General features: G+C 66.7%; 19 protein-coding genes. 13 read left to right on the top strand and 6 right to left on the bottom strand.

From position 1 onward, the window contains the following. Positions 1 to 57: 57 nt before the first annotated feature. A complete protein-coding gene (locus N440_RS13310; protein ID WP_133935361.1) occupies positions 58 to 795 on the bottom strand; it encodes a 16S rRNA (uracil(1498)-N(3))-methyltransferase in 738 nt (245 codons plus the stop codon). Beyond that, complete coding sequence (gene bioA, locus N440_RS13305) at positions 786 to 2,177, bottom strand: adenosylmethionine--8-amino-7-oxononanoate transaminase (RefSeq protein WP_243831349.1); 1,392 nt, start codon at positions 2,175 to 2,177, stop codon at positions 786 to 788. The genes N440_RS13310 and bioA overlap by 10 nt, the downstream gene beginning before the upstream one ends. A 77-nt stretch (positions 2,178 to 2,254) precedes the next feature. On the opposite strand from bioA, the gene nudE reads away from it, so the two are divergent. From nudE to N440_RS13255, 10 genes are all read left to right on the top strand, one after another. Beyond that, positions 2,255 to 2,818, top strand: coding sequence for an ADP compounds hydrolase NudE (gene nudE, locus N440_RS13300; protein ID WP_133935359.1), 564 nt, complete (start codon positions 2,255 to 2,257; stop codon positions 2,816 to 2,818). After that, the gene (cysQ, locus tag N440_RS13295; protein WP_133935358.1) at positions 2,815 to 3,618 is read left to right on the top strand and encodes a 3'(2'),5'-bisphosphate nucleotidase CysQ; all 804 of its coding nucleotides are present in this window, start codon (positions 2,815 to 2,817) and stop codon (positions 3,616 to 3,618) included. The genes nudE and cysQ overlap by 4 nt, the downstream gene beginning before the upstream one ends. 13 nt (positions 3,619 to 3,631) lie before the next feature. After that, complete coding sequence (gene mazG, locus N440_RS13290; protein ID WP_133935357.1) at positions 3,632 to 4,471, top strand: nucleoside triphosphate pyrophosphohydrolase; 840 nt, start codon at positions 3,632 to 3,634, stop codon at positions 4,469 to 4,471. Beyond that, a complete protein-coding gene (locus N440_RS13285; protein WP_049458045.1) occupies positions 4,468 to 4,797 on the top strand; it encodes a YnfA family protein in 330 nt (109 codons plus the stop codon). Before mazG ends, N440_RS13285 begins: the two co-directional genes overlap by 4 nt. A gap of 215 nt (positions 4,798 to 5,012) precedes the next feature. Next, on the top strand, positions 5,013 to 5,315 hold the full coding sequence (locus N440_RS13280; RefSeq protein WP_006464557.1) for a DUF962 domain-containing protein: 303 nt from the start codon (positions 5,013 to 5,015) through the stop codon (positions 5,313 to 5,315). Between the two features lie 67 nt (positions 5,316 to 5,382). Continuing rightward, entirely contained in the window at positions 5,383 to 6,342 is a 960-nt protein-coding gene (locus N440_RS13275; RefSeq protein WP_008268117.1) for an SPFH domain-containing protein, read from the top strand. A 1-nt stretch (position 6,343) separates the two neighbouring features. Continuing rightward, on the top strand, positions 6,344 to 6,787 hold the full coding sequence (locus tag N440_RS13270; protein ID WP_049458043.1) for an NfeD family protein: 444 nt from the start codon (positions 6,344 to 6,346) through the stop codon (positions 6,785 to 6,787). A 79-nt stretch (positions 6,788 to 6,866) separates the two neighbouring features. Further along, on the top strand, positions 6,867 to 7,979 hold the full coding sequence (gene gcvT, locus N440_RS13265) for a glycine cleavage system aminomethyltransferase GcvT (RefSeq protein WP_133935356.1): 1,113 nt from the start codon (positions 6,867 to 6,869) through the stop codon (positions 7,977 to 7,979). Between the two features lie 93 nt (positions 7,980 to 8,072). Further along, positions 8,073 to 8,468: a glycine cleavage system protein GcvH gene (gcvH, locus tag N440_RS13260; RefSeq protein WP_006464497.1), complete on the top strand. Its 396-nt coding sequence runs from the start codon at positions 8,073 to 8,075 to the stop codon at positions 8,466 to 8,468. A 775-nt stretch (positions 8,469 to 9,243) separates the two neighbouring features. Next, entirely contained in the window at positions 9,244 to 9,771 is a 528-nt protein-coding gene (locus N440_RS13255; RefSeq protein WP_049458041.1) for a hypothetical protein, read from the top strand. Positions 9,772 to 10,016: 245 nt separating this feature from the next. Here the strand turns inward: N440_RS13255 and N440_RS13250 are convergent, their stop codons facing one another. Beyond that, entirely contained in the window at positions 10,017 to 11,417 is a 1,401-nt protein-coding gene (locus tag N440_RS13250; RefSeq protein WP_006464418.1) for a serine hydrolase domain-containing protein, read from the bottom strand. A 285-nt stretch (positions 11,418 to 11,702) separates the two neighbouring features. Here N440_RS13250 and N440_RS13245 point away from each other — a divergent pair, with 285 nt between their 5' ends. Together N440_RS13245 and N440_RS13240 are read left to right on the top strand one after the other, a co-directional pair. Then, positions 11,703 to 13,031: an MFS transporter gene (locus N440_RS13245; RefSeq protein ID WP_133935355.1), complete on the top strand. Its 1,329-nt coding sequence runs from the start codon at positions 11,703 to 11,705 to the stop codon at positions 13,029 to 13,031. A 30-nt stretch (positions 13,032 to 13,061) separates the two neighbouring features. Then, positions 13,062 to 13,412, top strand: coding sequence for a DUF1304 domain-containing protein (locus N440_RS13240; protein ID WP_133935354.1), 351 nt, complete (start codon positions 13,062 to 13,064; stop codon positions 13,410 to 13,412). Between the two features lie 471 nt (positions 13,413 to 13,883). Here N440_RS13240 and N440_RS13235 read toward each other — a convergent pair whose 3' ends face one another. The 3 genes from N440_RS13235 to N440_RS13225 all read right to left on the bottom strand — a co-directional run bounded on the left by N440_RS13235 (position 13,884) and on the right by N440_RS13225 (position 17,818). Beyond that, positions 13,884 to 14,351 carry a hotdog fold domain-containing protein gene (locus tag N440_RS13235; RefSeq protein ID WP_133935353.1) on the bottom strand — a complete coding sequence of 156 codons (468 nt, stop codon included), beginning with the start codon at positions 14,349 to 14,351 and terminating at the stop codon, positions 13,884 to 13,886. 75 nt (positions 14,352 to 14,426) lie between these two features. Next, a complete protein-coding gene (locus tag N440_RS13230; RefSeq protein WP_006464326.1) occupies positions 14,427 to 16,904 on the bottom strand; it encodes an acyl-CoA dehydrogenase in 2,478 nt (825 codons plus the stop codon). Further along, the gene (locus N440_RS13225; protein WP_133935352.1) at positions 16,901 to 17,818 is read right to left on the bottom strand and encodes an alpha/beta hydrolase; all 918 of its coding nucleotides are present in this window, start codon (positions 17,816 to 17,818) and stop codon (positions 16,901 to 16,903) included. The genes N440_RS13230 and N440_RS13225 overlap by 4 nt, the downstream gene beginning before the upstream one ends. A 141-nt stretch (positions 17,819 to 17,959) precedes the next feature. On the opposite strand from N440_RS13225, the gene N440_RS13220 reads away from it, so the two are divergent. Continuing rightward, on the top strand, positions 17,960 to 18,562 hold the full coding sequence (locus N440_RS13220) for a TetR/AcrR family transcriptional regulator (RefSeq protein WP_006464233.1): 603 nt from the start codon (positions 17,960 to 17,962) through the stop codon (positions 18,560 to 18,562). Positions 18,563 to 18,586: the final 24 nt, after the last annotated feature.

Below are 18,586 nucleotides of genomic sequence, written 5' to 3'. Positions count from 1 at the left end.
GGCAACCGCATGATCCCGTGGATGCCGGCCAGCGGCCGGCACTGCCACGAATCAGCCTTATCCCAGATCGCCCAACCGCGCCTGCAGTGCCGCGATCGCGGCCAGGCCGGCGGTTTCCGTGCGCAGGATGCGCGGGCCCAGCTGCAATCCCTGGAACCCGGCCGCCGCCAACTGGTCTCGGTCACGCGGCGACCAACCGCCTTCCGGACCGATGGCAATCACGATGCCGCCGATGGGCGCGGCATCCAGCGTCGACAGCCGATGCGCGCCCTGCGGGTCCAGTGTCAGCCGCAATGTATCGGCAGGCAGTGCCGCCGCAGCCTGCGCCAGTGACAGCGGCGAACCGACCTGCGGAATGCGCGCACGCCCGGACTGGCCGCAGGCCGAAGTCACCACATTGTTCCAGTGCGCCACGCGTTTCTCGGCGCGGGCCGCATCGAGTTTCACTTCGGTGCGCTCGGCGTTGACCGGAATGATCGCTGCCACGCCCAGTTCCGTGGCCTTCTGCAGGATAAGGTCCATTTTCTCGCCACGGGCGATACCCTGCAGCAGGGTGATGGCCAACGGTGATTCGTTGGCCACTCTCTCCACTGCGTCGATGCGGACCTGAACCTCGCGCTTGCCGGCCACGGTGAGGGTGGCGCTGTAGTCATGGCCGTCGCCGTTGAACAGCACACAGGCATCGCCTTCGCGCAGGCGCATCACCCGCACCAGGTGGTTGGCGGTCTCTTCCGGCAGGGTCAGGGTCTGGCCGCTGTGCAGCGCCAGGTCGATGGGGCAGCGGGTCACGCGCATGCAATCGCCTCGTCAATCGCTGCCAGCGTGGTATGTGCCAGCAGCTCCAGTTGTTCGTCGTCCACGCAGTAGGGTGGCATCCAGTACAGCACGTCGCCCAGCGGGCGCAGCACCACGCCACGCTTCAATGCAGCCTTGTAGGCGTGCAGCCCCAGCCGCAGGCCCGGGTCGAACGGCGTGCGCTTGTCGCCGTCACGCGACAGCTCGAACGCCACCACCATGCCGGCCTGGCGCACGTCGGCCACGTGCGGGTGGTCGGCAAACGGTGCCGCCAGCGTGCCCATCACCGAAGCGATCCCGCGGTTGCGGGCGATCACATCGTCGTCGCGGAAGATGTCCAGCGTTGCCAGGGCGGCCGCGCAGGCCAGCGGATTGCCGGTGTAGCTGTGCGAATGCAGGAACGCGCGCTCGCGCGAGTCATCGAGGAAGGCGTCGTACAGGGCCTGTGTTGCCAGCACCGCGGCCAGTGGCAGGAAGCCGCCGGTCAGGCCCTTGGACAGGCACATCAGGTCCGGCATTACCCCGGCCTGTTCGCAGGCGAACAAGGTGCCGGTGCGGCCGAAGCCGGTGGCGATCTCGTCGGCGATCATGAACGCACCATGTGCATCACACAGTTCGCGCACGCGCTGCAGGTAGACCGGGTCGTACATGCGCATGCCGCCCGCGCACTGCAGGCGCGGCTCCAGGATCACCGCGCAGATCTCGCCCGGGTGCTGGTCGAACAGCGTGGCCAGCCCATCGGCGGCGTGGCGCGCACGTTCGGCCGGGCTCTGGCCCGGCTCGGCCAGATAGGCATCGGGCGAGGGCGCGAACAGGCCTTCGGCCAGCAGCGGCGCATAGACACGGCGGTACAGCGGAATGTCACCCAGCGCCAAGGCGCCCAGGGTCTCGCCGTGGTAGCCGTTCTCCAGTGAGATGAAGCGGGTGCGGCGGGACTCACCGCGGTTCTGGAAATACTGGAACGCCATCTTCAGCGCCACTTCCACGCCGGCCGAACCGTTGTCGGCGTAGAACACCTTGGACAACGGCTCGCGGCCAGCCTGGGTCGGTGCCAGCGCCAGCAGGCGCTCGGCCAGGATGATGGCCGGTTCATGGCCGAAGCCAGCCAGCATCACCTGCTCCAGTTGCATGGCCTGCGCCGCAATGGCGCCGCCGATGCGTGGCTCGGCGTGGCCGAACAGGTTGGTCCACCAGCTGCTGACCGCATCCAGGTAGCGATTGCCGTCGTGGTCGATCAGCCATGCGCCTTCGCCGCGGGCGATCGGCACCAGCGGCAGGGTGTGCGGATGCTCGCGCATCTGCGTGCAGGGGTGCCACAGCACCTGCAGGTCGCGCTGCCGCCATTGGCGGGCCAGCGGGGAGGGGGTTGGGTCTGCTAGCATTTCGGGCTCATGAACATGTTGCTGCCTGCACATTCTATCGGCCCCGGCGCAGACGCCGGCCGCCGCGGAGATTCCGCATGAACGATGACCGTGCCGGCCGTCGCTTGCCGATCATCCATCGGATCACCGATGAGGAAAACGGCCCCTTCCAGCGCCAGCATCTGGACCTGGAGTTCTCCAACGGCGAGCGCCGTCGCTTCGAGCGCCTGGTCAGCCGTGGCCATGGTGCGGTGGTGGTGGTGCCGATGCTCGACGAGGAGACCGTGCTGCTGGTACGTGAATACGCGGCTGGCATGCATCGCTACGAGCTGGGCCTGGTCAAGGGCCGGATCGACGCCGGCGAGACGCCCGAGCAGGCGGCAGACCGCGAGCTGAAGGAAGAGGCCGGCTATGGCGCGCGCCGGGTCGACGTGCTGCGCGCGATGACCCTGGCCCCGACCTACATGAGCCATCAGTCGTGGCTGGTGGTGGCACGCGACCTCTACCCGGAGAAACTGCCCGGCGACGAGCCGGAGGAACTGGAAGTCGTGCCGTGGAAACTGGCCGAGCTGGACCAGCTGATGCTGCGCGAGGACTTCTCCGAAGGGCGCTCGCTGGCGGCGCTGTTCATCGCCCGCCAGTGGCTGCAGGGAGCGCGATGATCAAGCTGACCACGGACCTGCGCGAGACGGCCATCGCCATCGCCCAGGAAGCCGGACACGCCATCATGCAGGTCTATGCCGATGGCTTTGACGTGCAGTTCAAGGCTGACGACAGCCCGGTCACCGCGGCCGACCTGGCCGCCAACCAGGTGATCGAACAGGGCCTGCAGCAGCTGACCCCGGACCTGCCGATCCTGTCCGAGGAATCGGCGCAGGTGCCGTGGGAGCAGCGTCGCCACTGGAGCGCGTACTGGCTGGTCGACCCGCTCGACGGCACCCGCGAGTTCGTCAAGCGCAACGGCGAGTTCAGCGTCAACATCGCGTTGATCTACCAGGGGGCGCCGGCCTTCGGCGTGGTCCTGGCCCCGGTCACCGGCATCCTCTGGCATGCCATGCGTGGCGAGCTGGCCTACCGGCGCCAGGGCCTGCACGACACCGTGCTGCGCACGCGTACGCCGGCCATCGCGCCGCTGCGGGTGGCCGCCAGCCGCTCGCACCGTTCAGCGCAGACCGAGGCGCTGCTGGCCCGCATGGGCCGCATCGAGACCATTGCCCAGGGCTCGTCGCTGAAGTTCTGCCGGATCGCCGAAGGCGGCCTGGACGTCTACCCGCGGCTCGGCCCGACCTCCGAATGGGATACCGCCGCCGGCCAGTGCGTGCTGCACGCCGCGGGCGGCGCGGTACTGTCGGCTGCGACCGGCAAGCCCTTCCGCTACAACCGCCGCGAAACCCTGTTGAACGGCGATTTCATTGCCCTTGGTGACACCAGCCTGCCGTGGCGCGACTGGTTGTCCGATTGACCCTGGAGGCCGCATGAGCGCGCATGACACCCCCACCCAGCGCAGCGCTGCCAGCACCGAACTGGAGCGCCTGCTGTCGATCATGGCGCGCCTGCGCGATCCGCAGGGCGGCTGCCCGTGGGACCTGGAGCAGAACTTCGCGACCATCGCGCCGTACACCATCGAGGAAGCCTACGAGGTCGCCGATGCGATCGACCGGGGCGACCTCGACGATCTCTGTGACGAGCTGGGCGACCTGCTGCTGCAGGTGGCGTTCCATGCGCGCATGGCCGAGGAGCAGGGCGCTTTCGCCTTTGCTGACGTCGCCCGCGCGATCAGCGACAAGATGCAGCGTCGCCATCCGCATGTGTTCGCCGACGTCAGCGTCGATGATGCCGATGGGGTGATGCGCAACTGGGAGGCGATCAAGCGCGCCGAGCGCGCCGCCAAGGGCGAGCAGGACACCTCCGCGCTGGCCGGCATCTCGCGCGGCCTGCCGGAATGGCAGCGGGCGGTGAAACTGCAGTCGCGTGCGGCCAAGGTCGGTTTCGACTGGCCGGGGCCGCTGCCGGTGCTGGACAAGGCGGCCGAGGAGCTGCAGGAACTGCGCGAGGAATTCGAACGCGGCGACCTTGCCGGCAACAAGGCGCGGCTGCAGGAAGAGCTGGGCGACCTGCTGTTCGTCTGCGCGAACCTGGCCCGTCACGCCGAGATCGACCTCGGCGCCGCGCTGCGCGGGGCCAATCACAAGTTCGAGCGTCGCTTCCGTTCGATGGAAGCGCAGGCCGAAGCGCAGGGCAGCACGTTGGCGGCGATGGACCTGGACGCGCAGGAAGGCTTGTGGCAGCGCGCCAAGGCGGCGGAAAAGGCGTGAAGACACTCGCCCTGTTCCTGCTGACTGCGCTGGCCGAGATCGTGGGCTGCTACCTGCCCTGGTTGTGGCTGCGCAAGGGCGGGAGCGTCTGGTTGCTGCTGCCGGCGGCGGCCAGCCTGGCCCTGTTCGCGTGGCTGTTGACCCTGCATCCGACCGCCAGCGGCCGCGTCTATGCCGCCTACGGTGGCGTCTACATCGGCACCGCGCTGTTCTGGTTGTGGCTGGTCGACGGCATCCGTCCCAGCCGCTGGGATCTGATCGGTGCAGCCCTGTGCCTGGCCGGCATGGCGGTGATCATGTTCGGGCCGCGCACCCCTTCTGTGTAGCGTCGAGCGTGCTCGGCTGCTCCGGCCTTCTGTAGAGTCGAGCCATGCCCGGCGGATTCCGCTCTTCTGTAGAGTCGAGCCATGCTCGACTGCTTTTGCGAGGGCCAGTCGAGCATGGCTCGACTCTACAAAGGCGGCGCCACCGGATCATGCACTGCCGCTTTCCCTCCCAGGAAGGCGCATGATGGCGGTGACCACGGCCCCGGAGCACGTGCATGTCCCGTTTCGCCAGCTTCCGCGAGTTCTATCCGTTCTACCTCAGCGAGCACCGCCATCCGGTGTCGCGCCGGCTGCACTTCATCGGCAGCTGCGGGGTCCTGCTGCTGCTCGCCGCAGCGATCCTGCGTGGACAGCCGGCTCTGCTGCTGGCCGCGCTCGCCTGCGGTTATGGATTCGCCTGGGTCGGCCACTTCTTCTTCGAGAAGAACCGCCCGGCCACCTTCCGGCATCCCCTGTATTCGTTCGTGGGTGACTGGGTGATGTTCGCCGACATCCTGCGCGGACGGGTGCCCTGGTAGCCCTGGCTGTGCATGCCGCCTTCACGCGCTATGCTGGGGCCTGGACGTCATAGATAAGGAAAGCGCGATGTTCCCCACCATGTTCTTTACCGTGGTACTGGCCTTCGTGGCCGTGGTCATTCTGTTCAAGGCAGTACGGATGGTGCCGCAGGGATACGAATGGACCGTCGAGCGCTTCGGGCGCTACACGCACACCATGACCCCCGGCCTGCACTTCCTGATTCCGATCGTCTACGGCGTCGGGCGCAAGGTGAACATGATGGAGCAGGTGCTGGACGTACCCAGCCAGGAAGTGATCACCAAGGACAACGCGGCCGTGCGCGTGGACGGCGTGGTGTTCTTCCAGGTCCTGGACGCGGCCAAGGCTGCCTACGAGGTGGCCAATCTGGAAGTGGCGATGATCGCCCTGGTGCAGACCAACATCCGTACCGTGATCGGTTCGATGGACCTGGACGAATCGCTGAGCCAGCGCGAGGTGATCAACGCCCAGCTGTTGAGCGTGGTCGATCATGCCACCAACCCCTGGGGCGTGAAGGTCAACCGCATCGAGATCCGCGACATCCAGCCACCGCGTGACCTGCTGGATGCGATGGCCCGGCAGATGAAGGCCGAGCGCGAGAAGCGCGCGCAGATCCTCGAGGCAGAAGGCTCGCGGCAGTCGGAGATCCTGCGCGCCGATGGCGAGAAGCAGGCCACCGTGCTGGAAGCCGAGGGTCGCCGCGAGGCCGCGTTCCGCGATGCCGAGGCGCGCGAGCGCCTGGCCGAAGCCGAGGCCATGGCCACCAAGGTGGTGTCGGCGGCGATCGCCGAGGGCGACGTGCAGGCGATCAACTACTTCGTCGCCCAGAAGTACGTGGAGGCGTTCAAGGAACTGGCGAGCTCGCCGAACCAGAAGCTGGTGCTGATGCCGATGGAAGCCAGTGGCGTGATCGGTTCCATCGCCGGCGTGGCCGAGCTGGCCAAGCAGGCGCTGGCGTCCCAGGGCAATGCACCGGCGGGCAAGCGACCCCCGCCGATCGGGGGCTGACATGCGCTGGGAAGTCGTAGGCTGGGGCGCACTGGCATTGCTGCTGTTTGCCGCCGAGGCACTGGCGCCAGGCGCGTTCATGTTGTGGATCGGCATCGGCGCGGCGGCCGTGTTCGTACTGGTGGCCGTGTTCAGTGGCATTCCCCTGTTGTGGCAGGTGGTGGCGTTCGTGCTGCTGAGCATTGTTTCGATCCAGTGCTACCGGCGCTGGGGCAGGGCGAGGGCGCGGCCCAGCGATGCGCCGTTGCTCAACCGCCGCGCCGAGCAGCTGGTCGGACGGGTGGTGCCGTTGCAGCAGGGCATCGTCGGCGGGCAGGGCCGGGTCAGCATCGACGACGCGTACTGGCAGGTCAGCGGCCCGGAACTGCAGGCCGGCAGCCTGGTGCGGGTGGTGGCGGTGCAGGGCAGCACGCTGCAGGTCGAGGCAGCAGACCGCCCCCTGTAGCCGCTGCGCTGCGGCGCGCCTGCGGGCGACCGATCTGGGATAATGGGGATTCTTGTTTCCTCTGCTGCCGGACCCGGTCATGACCCAGAAGACGCTGCTCAACGATACCCACCGCGCCCTTGGCGCCAAGATGGTCGATTTCGGGGGTTGGGACATGCCCATCCACTACGGCTCGCAGCTGGATGAGCACCACCTGGTGCGCCGCGAGTCGGGTGTGTTCGACGTCAGCCACATGACCGTGGTCGACCTGCGCGGTGACCAGGTCAAGCCGTTCCTGCGTCGCCTGCTGGCCAACTCGGTCGACAAGCTGAAGGTGCCGGGCAAGGCGCTGTACTCGTGCATGCTGAATCCGCGCGGCGGCGTCATCGACGACCTGATCGTCTATTACCTCGGCGACGACTTCTTCCGCATGGTGGTCAACGCCTCCACCCGCGAGAAGGATCTGGCCTGGCTGCGCGAGCAGGCCGCGCCGTTCGGCGTTTCCGTCGAGCAGCGCCCGGATCTGGCCATCCTCGCCGTGCAGGGTCCGCAGGCGCGCGACATCGTGATCGGCCTGGCCCGCGAAGCCGACCGTGCAGCGCTGGCCAAGCTGGGCCGCTTTGCCGCCCTGCAGGTGCAGTCTGACGAGGGCGTCGAGCTGTTCGTTGCCCGCACCGGCTACACCGGCGAGGACGGTTTCGAAATCCTGCTGCCGCAGGATGCCGTGGTCGCGTTCTGGAACCGCCTGCTGGCCGCGGGCGTGAAGCCGGCGGGCCTCGGTGCGCGCGACACGCTGCGCCTGGAAGCCGGCATGAACCTGTACGGCCAGGACATGGACGAAGAGATCAGCCCCTATGAAGCGGCACTGGCCTGGACCGTGTCGCTGGACGAAGGCCGCGACTTCATCGGCCGCGACGTGCTGGAAGCGCAGAAGGCTGCCGGCACCGCGCGCCAGATGATCGGCCTGGTGATGGACGAGAAGGGCGTGCTGCGCCACGGCCAGGCGGTGACCACCGCCAGCGGCCAGGGCGAGATCCTGTCCGGCACCTTCTCGCCAAGCCTGGCCAAGGGCATCGCGTTTGCCCGCGTGCCGGCCGGCGAACTCGGCGAGGTCACCGTCGATATCCGTGGCCGGCAGGTGCCGGTGCGCGTGGTCAAGTTCCCCTTCGTGCGCGAAGGCCAGGCCCAGCCCGGCGTGCTTGCCGACGCCTGATCCGAACATGCCCGCCGTCACTGACAGCAGTGGCGGCCGGTTGGTTACACTAGCCCCGTTTTTTCCACCCCTGCATATCTCTGGAGCAGTCCCATGAGCGAGATCCCCGGCGACCTCAAGTTCCTCAAGTCCCATGAGTGGGCCCGTGTCGAAGGCAACGGCCGCGTCACCGTCGGTATTTCCGACCACGCACAGGGCCTGCTCGGTGACCTGGTCTACGTCGAACTGCCGGAAGTCGGCGCCGACGCCAAGGCCGGCGAACAGATTGCCGTCGTCGAGTCGGTGAAGGCCGCCTCGGACGTCTACAGCCCGATCAGCGGCAAGGTCGTCGAGGTCAACTCGGCGCTGTCCGACAAGCCGGAAACCATCAACGAAGATGCCTACGGCGAAGGCTGGATGTTCGTGGTCGAACTGACCAACGCCGAAGAGGTCAACGAACTGCTGGACCCGGACGCATACGCCGAAGCCCTGGAAAACGAAGACCACTGAGTCGTCGCTTCCGGGTTCGGACACGGCCACCTTCGGGTGGCCGTTTTTGTTTTGGCGAACGCGTCGGACTCATGACGCAGGGTTCGCTGCGCACCCTCGGCGCGGCATCAGCGGGCCTGTGGGCGGTACCGACGGGCATGCGCAGTTTTGCGCAAATCCGCGTTTCCACCCTGCGTCGGCACGTCCGGATGTGAAAACTTTTCGCCCCCCGTTGCGGTGCCGTTGTGCTGGCGTTGGCGCTGCCGACGACCGCTGTTGGCGATGTACACCGGTCATTGCCAATCTCATGCATGCATCTGCGCGGAGTGCTTATTTCAAGTGGTTTTTGTACAACGCATGCGTTGCTGGTGTTGTCGCCGGCGCGCGTGCATCGTGCTTTGCGGGTCGTTGCGGGCGGAGCGCAACGGCCGTGCAGGTGCCACCGGGAATGGCGCGGATGTGAAAATTTTTCGCGGGGGTTGTTGACAGTAAAAAAAACCGTGATTAGGTTTCGCCTCAGCAGACCTTGCCTGCCCAACCGAGTGCGCAGAATCAATCGTCCGATGCGAAGCAGCCCCTTCAAGACCACCGCGACCCTGATGACGGTGGACATGGCCCCGCTTCCCCCGGAGAAATGCAAGGCACCTCCCGTTCCGATGCCCGCTCCGCCGATCGAGGCGGGCATTGCCGCATCCGTAACGGCGCGCCTGACGCGCCGGCGGTCCCCGCACGCAGCACCCGCGGGTTTGATCCACCTGGGCGTTTCAACTCCCTATCACTGACGAGGAGCCATCCCATGGCAACCAAGAAAGCTGCGAAGAAGAAGCCCGCCGCCAAGAAAGCGGTGAAGAAGGTCGCGAAGAAGGCCGCTGCCAAGAAGGCAGTGAAGAAGGTCGCGAAGAAGGCGACCGCCAAGAAGGCAGTGAAGAAGGCTGCGAAGAAGGTCGCCAAGAAGACCACTGCGAAGAAGGCAGTGAAGAAGGCGGCGAAGAAGGTAGCCAAGAAGTCCACTGCCAAGAAGGCCGTCAAGAAGACCGCGAAGAAGGCCGTCAAGAAGGTAGCCAAGAAGGCCACCAAGAAGACTGCCAAGAAGGCCACTGCCCGCAAGCCGGCCAAGAAGGTCGCCAAGAAGGCAGTAAAGAAGACTGCAAAGAAGGCGGTGAAGAAGACCGCCAAGAAGGCAGTCAAGAAGACCGCGAAGAAGGCGACCAAGAAGGCTGCCCCGAAGAAGGCAGCGAAGAAGGTTGCCAAGCGCAAGCCGGCCGCCCGCAAGAAGAAGGCCGCTCCGGTCGCTCTGCCGGCAACCCCGGCGCCGCTGATCTAAGTATTTCCCGATAGCCGTACCCTGAAACCCCCTTCCCTGTTGCCCAGCAGGGAGGGGGTTTTTTTATGGGTGCTCGCTGGCGTGGGCAACGGTAGAGTCGGCTGTCAGTCGACTGCGTCCCCGCACTTGCAGGGTCGAGCGTGCTCGACTCCACCGATCATCGGCAGTCGGGCACGGCTCGCTGCAGACGAACAAAAAGGGCGGCCCGCAGGCCGCCCCTCATGCTTACGGCACAGCTCGCCAGATCAGCGCGGAGAGGCCACCGCGCGGTTGCTCGAAGCACCCTTGCCCTTGCGCTTGTCCTGCTGTGCGGGGCTCGCGCCCTCGGCCATCAGGTTGTCGCTGCCGAAGTCGGTGTCCACGTCCAGCCAGCGCTGCGCCGGCAGGCCGAGCGCGGAATCGAGCACGGTCGGCAGCAGGCCACTGGGCAGGCCGCTTTCGCCGTTCCACATGATGGCGATGCCGAGATCGCGTTCCGGCACCAGCGCGACCAGGCCGCGGTAGCCCTGCACCGCGCCGGCATGGAACACCACGTCGTGGCCGGCGTAGTCGAAGGTGCGCCAGCCCAGTGCGTAGCCGGCAGAATGCAGGCGCTCGCGGCGCCAGCCCGAACGCATCTCGCCGGGGGTGTTGATCAGGCTGGAGTGCAGCGTGGCCAGCAGCGGTGCCGGCAGTACGTCCGGGCGGTGCCCGGTGTGGGCCAGCAGCCACTGCGCCATGTCACTGGCGCTGGCGTTGACGCCGGCGGCCGGGGCGACGCGGTAGTAGGTCGGCTTCGGCGTCAGCGACACCCAGCCGTTGCGGCTGCGCACGTGCGGACGCGCCCAGCGCGAGCTCGCCTGGATGCCGGCCAGGCCGAGGCTGGCATCGTTCATGCCCAGCGGCTTGAAGATGCGGCGCTCGACCGACTGCTCGTAGAAGCTGCCCGAGGCGGCATAGACCACGTCGCCGATCAGGCTGAAGGCCACGTTCTGGTACGCGTAGCAGTCGCCCGGCAGGCACTTGAGGCTGGTATTGGCCAGCTTCTGGGTCAGCGCGTAGTACTCGGCGTTGCCTTCGATGTCGCGGTCGTAGGCGTTGTACGGCAGGCCGACGCGATGGCTGAGCACGTCGGCGACGGTCAGGCGATCGGTGGCCTCCGGTGAATTCAGGCGGAAGCCTGGCACGTAGTCGGTGACCTTGCTGTCCCAACGCAGGGTGCCGTCGTTGACCAGCAGGCCGGCCATGGTGCCGGCGAATGCCTTGGACAGCGAGGCCAGACGGAACACGGTGTGCGCATCGACGGGCAGCGGATTGTTGACGTCGGTGACGCCATAGCCGCGTGCGCTGAGGATGCGGCCGCCCTGCACGATCGCCACCGCCATGCCCGGCACGCGCTCGCCATAGGTGAGCTGCTGTGCCATCGACTCGATGTTGGCGACATTGAAGCCTGCGGCCGGCGCCTGCACCTGCGGCACCAGGCCGGTGCGGTAAGCCGCCGGCTGGGTGTGGGCGACGGCGGTGGCGGCGGCCGATTCGATGTTGGCCGGCATCGGTGGCAATGCCGGCGGGGTCTGCGCGGTGGTGGACAAGGCAACGGGCATCAACATGCCCAGCAAACCGGTGGCCGCCGAACGGATCGGACGACGCAGGCTGTTCTTTTTCATCGGTTGGACCCGTGCGCGACTGCTGATGGCGATTCTAGCGCCGCTTTTCCCCTGTGCACAAACAAAGCGAAGATGAATGCGCATCTCGTTGAAAAAGTTGAAATTTTGACGCCAGGAAATCGTGTGTCGCAGCGTGTCATCCGGACCCTCCGCAGACCTGGCTAGATGTCCGACCGCGGTCGCCTGCTGGCGATGTTGCAGTGCATTGGCTAACGTACGCGCTTCACCGCGCCCGGAGCCTGCGATGCCACTGTCCAACCGCCGTCTGTGGGCGAGGGACGCCGCGTGAGCGCGGCATCGGGCAAGGGGCCGCTGGAGGGCCTGATCGCGGCGCTGCGCGAGTCACCGGCGCTGTGGTGGTCCTTCCTGTATTTCTTCTGCCTGCTCAGCGGTTACTACGTGCTGCGTCCGGTGCGCGAGGCGATGGCGGCCTCGGCAGACCTGGAAACGGTGTTCCCGCCGATCCTGATCGGCTGGTTCGACCGTCATGGAATCGCGTTGAAGGACTTCGTCCTGCAGTTCCTGTTCACCTGCGTGTTCGTGATCATGCTGGTGATGCAGCCGGTGTACGGCTGGCTGGTCAGCCGTTTCCCGCGCCGGGTGTTCCTGCCGGCGGTGTATGGCTTCTTCATCGTCACCCTGCTGGGGTTCTACGCGCTGTTCGACAGCGGGGTACCTGGCCGGGGCATGGCCTTCTTCCTCTGGGTCATGGTGTTCAACCTGTTCGCGGTAGCGGTGTTCTGGAGCTTCATGGCCGACGTGTTCTCCAACGTGCAGGCACGCGCGTACTACGGCTACATCGGCGCAGCCGGCACCGTCGGTGCCTTCCTCGGCCCCATCATCACCAGTGCGCTGGTGCAGCGCGTGGGTATCGCCAACCTGATGCTGGTCTCGGCCGGCTTCCTGCTGGTGTGCCTGCTGTGCATCTGGCGGCTGCGGCACTGGGCGGTGCTGCGCGAACGCGAGCAGCAGCTGGTGTCGGGCGAGCAGCCGATGGGCGGCAGCGTGCTCGATGGCCTGAAGCTGATCGTGCGTGAGCCGCTGCTGCGCTGGCTGGCGGTCATGGTGGTGTTCGGGGTGGGCGTGGGCACGCTGCTGTATAACCAGCAGGCCAGCATCGTGCGTGCGGCCTTCACCGACCCGGCGGCCAGTACCGCGTTCTTCTCACGCATCGATCTGGCGGTGAACGCGCTGGCGCTGTTGATGCAGCTGGGCCTGACCCGCTGGCTGCTGTCACGCCATGGCATTGCGCCGGCGCTGCTGATCCCGGGCTTCGCGATCCTGATCGGCTTCTCGGTGCTGGCTGCCTCGCCGATGCCACTGATGGTTGCGGTGGTGCAGGTGATGACGCGCGCCAGTGAATTCGCGCTGGCCAAGCCGGCGCGCGAAACCATCTACACCCGCGTGGACCGCCAGTGGCGCTACAAGGCCGGCGCGGCCATCGATACGGTGGTTTACCGTGGTGCGGACCTGAGCTTCACCTGGGTGCACAAGGCGCTGTCGTTGTTTGGTTCGCATGTGGTGTTCATCGGCGGTGTCCTGGTTGCCGGCTTCATGACCCTGGCCGCGTTCGGCGTGCTGCGCGAGGAAAAGAAGCTGCCGCGCGACCGCTGAGCCGGTCCGGTTTTTTCGAGGAGAGGAACGATGTTGATGATCGCGCTGTTGCTGACCGTGCTGGTCGCGGTGCTGCACCTGTACTTCCTGGTGCTGGAGATGTTCCTGTGGACGCGCCCGCTGGGCCTGAAGACCTTCCGCAATACGCCGGAGAAGGCCGAGACCACGCGGGTGCTGGCGGCCAACCAGGGGCTGTACAACGGCTTCCTGGCGGCAGGGATCGTGGTGGGGCTGGTGATCGATCAGCCGGTGCTGGTGACGTTCTCGCTGGCCTGCGTGGCGGTGGCGGGGTGCTATGGCGCGTACAGCGTGAGCCGTCGCATTTTCATGATCCAGGCGGTGCCGGCGATCCTGGCGTTGGTGTTTCGCGCGGTAGCGTAGTTTCCAGCCAACGGCGCAGCCCCTCGTGGGTTGGTCGCGTAGAGCGGGTCATGTGTTGGGTGTGGCGGGTGGGCCGTGCAGGGGACGCTGCAAGTACGTCCATGTAAGCTCGATGGCGCCATCCATGGCGCCAACGCCCCTGCACGGCCCACCCGCCACACCCCTGACAGTTTCCGTGCGCGGCCAGCCCACGGAGAAGAAAAAGAAGATCAACAGCAACAGCAACAGCAAAAAGCGGCCGGAGGGCCGCTTTTGCTTTTGCTCTTCTTTTTTCTCTTCCGTGGCTGGACGCCGCAGAGATCTGTCAGAGGCCGGAGGGGTGGGGCCGGGCGGGGTATCCGCGCCATGGATGGCGCGGCTAAGCCCCCAAGGATGGGTTCACGGTGTCCCCGCCCGGCTTCACCCCTCCGGCCCAACCGATAAACCGCTTTCAGCGTCCACCCACGAGGGGCTGCGCCGTTCGCGGGAACCTCACTTCGCCGGCGACATCCACATGTCGATGACCGCGCTGAACACCTCCGTCCCCGCACGGTCGCGCACGCTCACCGTCACCGGCAGTGTGTAGCCTTCAGCGGCCGCCACGATCGGCTGTGCCGGCAACGCCACCGCCTGCAGCGTACCGCGTGCCTTGGCCAGGTACTGCACCTGCATGCCCTTCGGAATCCAGCGCATGCCCTTCGGCAGCGAGGCATCCACCATCAGCCCGGCGGTCAGCTCGGCCAGATTGCACATCGCGATCGCGTGCACCGTGCCGATGTGGTTGCGCACGCTGCGGCGGTCGGCCAGCGTGCCTTCGCAGCGGCCATGCTCCAGGCGGGTGATGCGCGGCGCGATGCTGGCGAAGTAGGGCGCCTTGAAACACACCGCGCGCGAGAACAGCCAGCTGCCGGCGGGCCAGCGCTGCAGGCGGCGGTAGAGCGAGAGCAGGGGTGTGGACATGGTGGGATTCCGGTCGGCGGATAAAGCGACGGCGGGCCGAGGCCCGCCGTCGAAGACAACGCGTGTCGCGGGCGGTCAGGCCGCCTGCGAATGCGGGTCCTTGTGCTGGCGGTCGTAGTAGCTGGCCGCGCGCAGTTCGTGGGTGTCGAAGTCGTCCACGGTGATGGTGTCCAGCGTCAGGGTGCGCAGCTCTTCCAGCAGGCTGCGCTCGTCCTGGGTGATCACGCCTTCGGCCACGGCTTCGTCCAGCTGCGCCTTGAAGTCCAGCGCCTCGATGCCCTTGCTCTTCAGCGCCTTCAGGAACTTGCGCTCCACCGGCTCGGCCATGATCGCCTTGCTCAGGTAGCTGTTGATGCGGCCACCCGGGTTGTTCTCGCACGGGGTCAGGAACACGCCATCGGCCAGGCGGTCACGGGCTTCGTTCGGCGCCATCAGCAGCGCGGCGACGCGGCGGCTCAGGCGGTCGCCCGGAGCCTCGGCACGACGGCCCAGCGGGAAGATCAGCGCCCACATCAGCCAGCCGATCGGACGGATCGGGAAGTTGCGCAGGGCGGCCGACAGCGATTCCTCGATCTTGTGCACGCTGTCATGGAAGGCCCAGGCCAGCAGCGGCTGGTCGGCCTGCGGTGCGCCTTCGTCGTGGTAACGCTTGAGCATGGCGCTGGTCATGTAGACATGGCTCAGCACGTCGCCCAGGCGGCCGGACAGCGATTCCTTGAACTTCAGCTTGCCGCCGAGGGTCATCATCGAGATGTCGGCCATCAGCGCCAGGTTGGCCGAGTAACGGTCCAGCTTGCGGAAGTAGCGGCGGGTGTAGTCATCGCCCGGAGCGGCACCGAAGCGCGCGCCGGTCAGGCCGAACCAGAACGAACGCACGGCATTGGAGATGCCGAAGCGGATGTGGCCGAACAGGCTGCGGTCGAACTCCTGCAGGCCGGCACGGGTGTCCGGATCCTGCGCCGCCTTCATTTCCTTCAGCACCCACGGGTGGCAGAGGATCGCACCCTGGCCGAAGATCAGCAGGCTGCGGGTCATGATGTTGGCGCCTTCCACGGTGATCGCGATCGGCGCAGCCTGCCAGCTGCGACCGGCGAAGTTGCGCGGGCCCAGGATGATGCCCTTGCCGCCGATCACATCCATCATGTCCGAGATCACTTCACGGCTCATGGTGGTGCAGTGGTACTTGGCGATGGCCGAGGGTACCGACGGCACGTCGCCACGATCGACCGCCGCAGCGGTGGCCTGCGACAGCGCGCTGATCTTGTACGCCTTGCCGCCGATGCGGGCCAGCGCTTCTTCCACGCCCTCGAAGCGGCCGACCGACAGGCCGAACTGCTTGCGGATTCGCGCGTAGGCGCCGGTGACGGCCGCACCGGCCTTGGCACCGCCGCTGGCGGTGGAGGGCAGAGTGATCGAGCGGCCCACCGCCAGGCACTCGTTGAGCATGTTCCAGCCCTTGCCGGCCATCGCGGCGCCACCGATCAGCTGGGTCAGCGGGATGAACACATCCTTGCCCTTGATCGGTCCGTTCTGGAAGGTCGAGTTGAGCGGGAAGTGGCGACGGCCGATTTCCACGCCGGCGGTGTCGCGCGGCAGCAGGCCCAGGGTGATGCCGATGTCGCGGGTGTCGCCGATCAGGCCATCCGGGTCGTACATGCGGAAGGCCATGCCGATCAGGCTCGCGACCGGGGCCAGGGTGATGTAGCGCTTGTCGAAGGTCAGGCGCACGCCGAGCACCTGCTCGCCGTTCCACTCGCCCTTGCAGACGATGCCGTAGTCGGGAATCGAGGTGGCGTCGGAGCCGGCGAACGGACCGGTCAGGCCGAAGCACGGCACCTCGCGGCCATCGGCCAGGCGCGGCAGGTACTGGTCCTTCTGTTCCTGGGTGCCGTAATGCACCAGCAGTTCACCCGGGCCCAGCGAATTCGGCACGCCGACGGTGGAACTGACCACCGAGGACACCGAGGCCAGCTTCTGGATCACCTTGTGGTGGGCCAGCGCGGAGAAGCCCAGGCCGCCGTATTCCTTCGGAATGATCATGCCGAAGAACTTGTTCTTCTTGATGAAGGCCCACAGTTCCGGCGGCAGGTCGGCATGGACATGGGTGATTTCCCAGTCGTTGACCATGGTGCACAGCTCTTCGACCGGGCCATCGAGGAAGGCCTGCTCTTCAGCGGTCAGCTGCGGCTTGGGGTAGTTCAGCAGGATGTTCCAGTCAGGGTCACCGGTGAACAGCTCGCCTTCGAAACCGACCGAGCCGGTTTCCAGCGCGATGCGCTCGGTCTGCGACAGCGGTGGCAGCACCTTGCGGAACACCTTCATCATCGGGGCGGTCAGCAGCGGCTTGCGGATGAACGGCAGCAGCAGCGGCACGGCGATCACCGCCAGCACCGCGGCCGCGACGATCGTGGCAGTCTGGTTGACGTAGGGAATGAACCAGCAGGCGACCAGCAGGGCCACGCTGATCAGCGTCCAGGTAACCAGCCGCATGCGGTGGTAGGCGACGAACGCGCCTGCCAGCAGCAGGGCGAGGAAGGGAAGAACGATGCTCATGAGCGTGCTCCGGTGACGTGCTCGTTTGTGGCGGACGAAGCTGCAGCATCCGCTGCGGGCAACACGTCCAGATAGTCCAACACAGTAGCGGTAAAGGCGTCGTTGTCATCGCCGGCGACCATATGCGTGGCCTGCGGCAGCTGTACATGGCGCGCGTGCGGCGCCAACGCGAGGAATTCGGCCACGGTCTGTGGCGTGACCAGGTCGCTGCGGCCGCCGCTGACCAGCAGCAGGGGGCATTTCACCTGGCGTGCGGCTTCGGCCAGCGCATCCTGGTGCTGCTCGCTGTCGCGGGCCAGCTCGGCCACCAGGCGCGGATCCCAATGCCAGCGCCAGCGGCCGTGGCCGTCCTCGCGCAGCAGCGCACGCAGCGACTGCTCGGATTTGCGCGGGCGGTGCGGCATGTAGGCCGAGATCACATCGGCGGCCTGGGTCAGCGACGCGAAACCGTCCGGGTGGGCCGTCATGAACGCAAGGATGCGTTCGACACCGGCGGTATCCCAGCGCGGGGTGATGTCGACCAGCACCATCGCCGAGAACAGGCCGGGCCAGCGCGATTCGGCCAGCAGCCCGAACAGGCCGCCCATCGACGCGGCAACCAGCACGGGCGGGCGCGGTTGCTCGCCGGCCAGGACGATCAGGTCATCGGCGAACTGTTCGCCGTGATACGGCAGGTCGGCGGCATTCCAGTCCGAATCACCATGGCCGCGGGCATCGTAGGCCAGGGTCTGCAGGCCGGCCGCGTTCAGTGCGCGCGCAGTGGCATTCCAGGCGTGGCGGGTCTGGCCAAAGCCATGCGCGAACAGCACCCGGCCGCGGCGGCCGTGGTCACTGGCGGTCGCCGCCAAACGCGCGCCATGGGCAGCGTCCAGGCGCAGGTCATGGAACGCAGCGGGAGTAGGGGACGTAACCATACCGGATAGTATGGATTGCCTGAGGGGGAAGTCAATACTGCAGGGTATGGTGCACTGCGGCAGGGGGGCCGGCAGGGCCCGTAACGGTTTCCACCGCAACGGCGTACTGCAACGAACCCCGGCGTATGGTTAAATCAGCCCATGAATCAACCTGACGCTTCCGCCGGCGAACCGCGCGCCGGCCGCAACAGCCGCCTGAGTGCCGAAGACTGGGCCCAGGCGGCCCTCGACCTGATTGCTGAACAAGGTGTAGGTGCCGTCGCGGTGGAACCGTTGGCACGGCGCCTGGGTGTGACCAAGGGCAGTTTCTACTGGCATTTCCCTTCCCGCGATGCCCTGCTGCAGGCGGCGCTGGAACGCTGGGAACTGTTCGAACAGGAGCAGGTGTTCGGCAGCCTCGAGGATGTGCCCGATCCGCGCGTACGCCTGCGCCAGCTGTTCCAGATGGTGGCGCACGAAGTGCAGCCGCACATCATCTACAGCGAACTGCTGAAGGCGCTGGATCATCCGATGGTGCGCCCGGTGATCGACCGCGTGTCGCAGCGTCGCCTGGACTACCTGATTGCCTCGTTCCGCCAGGCCGGGCTCAGCTCCACCGATGCGCGGCATCGCGCGCGCCTGGCCTATGCCGCGTATGTCGGCTTCCTGCAGCTGTCGCTGCAGCTGCAACAGCCCAAGCAGGCCCGTGAGGATTTCGAGGCCTATGTCGAGCACCTCATCGAGACGCTGATTCCGAACGGTTGAAGATCGCCGTAGCTGGTCACGAGA

Source organism: Stenotrophomonas sp. CC22-02 (assembly GCF_004365115.1).
GTDB lineage: Bacteria > Pseudomonadota > Gammaproteobacteria > Xanthomonadales > Xanthomonadaceae > Stenotrophomonas > Stenotrophomonas forensis.
This window is presented reverse-complemented; position numbering and strand designations above follow the sequence as displayed.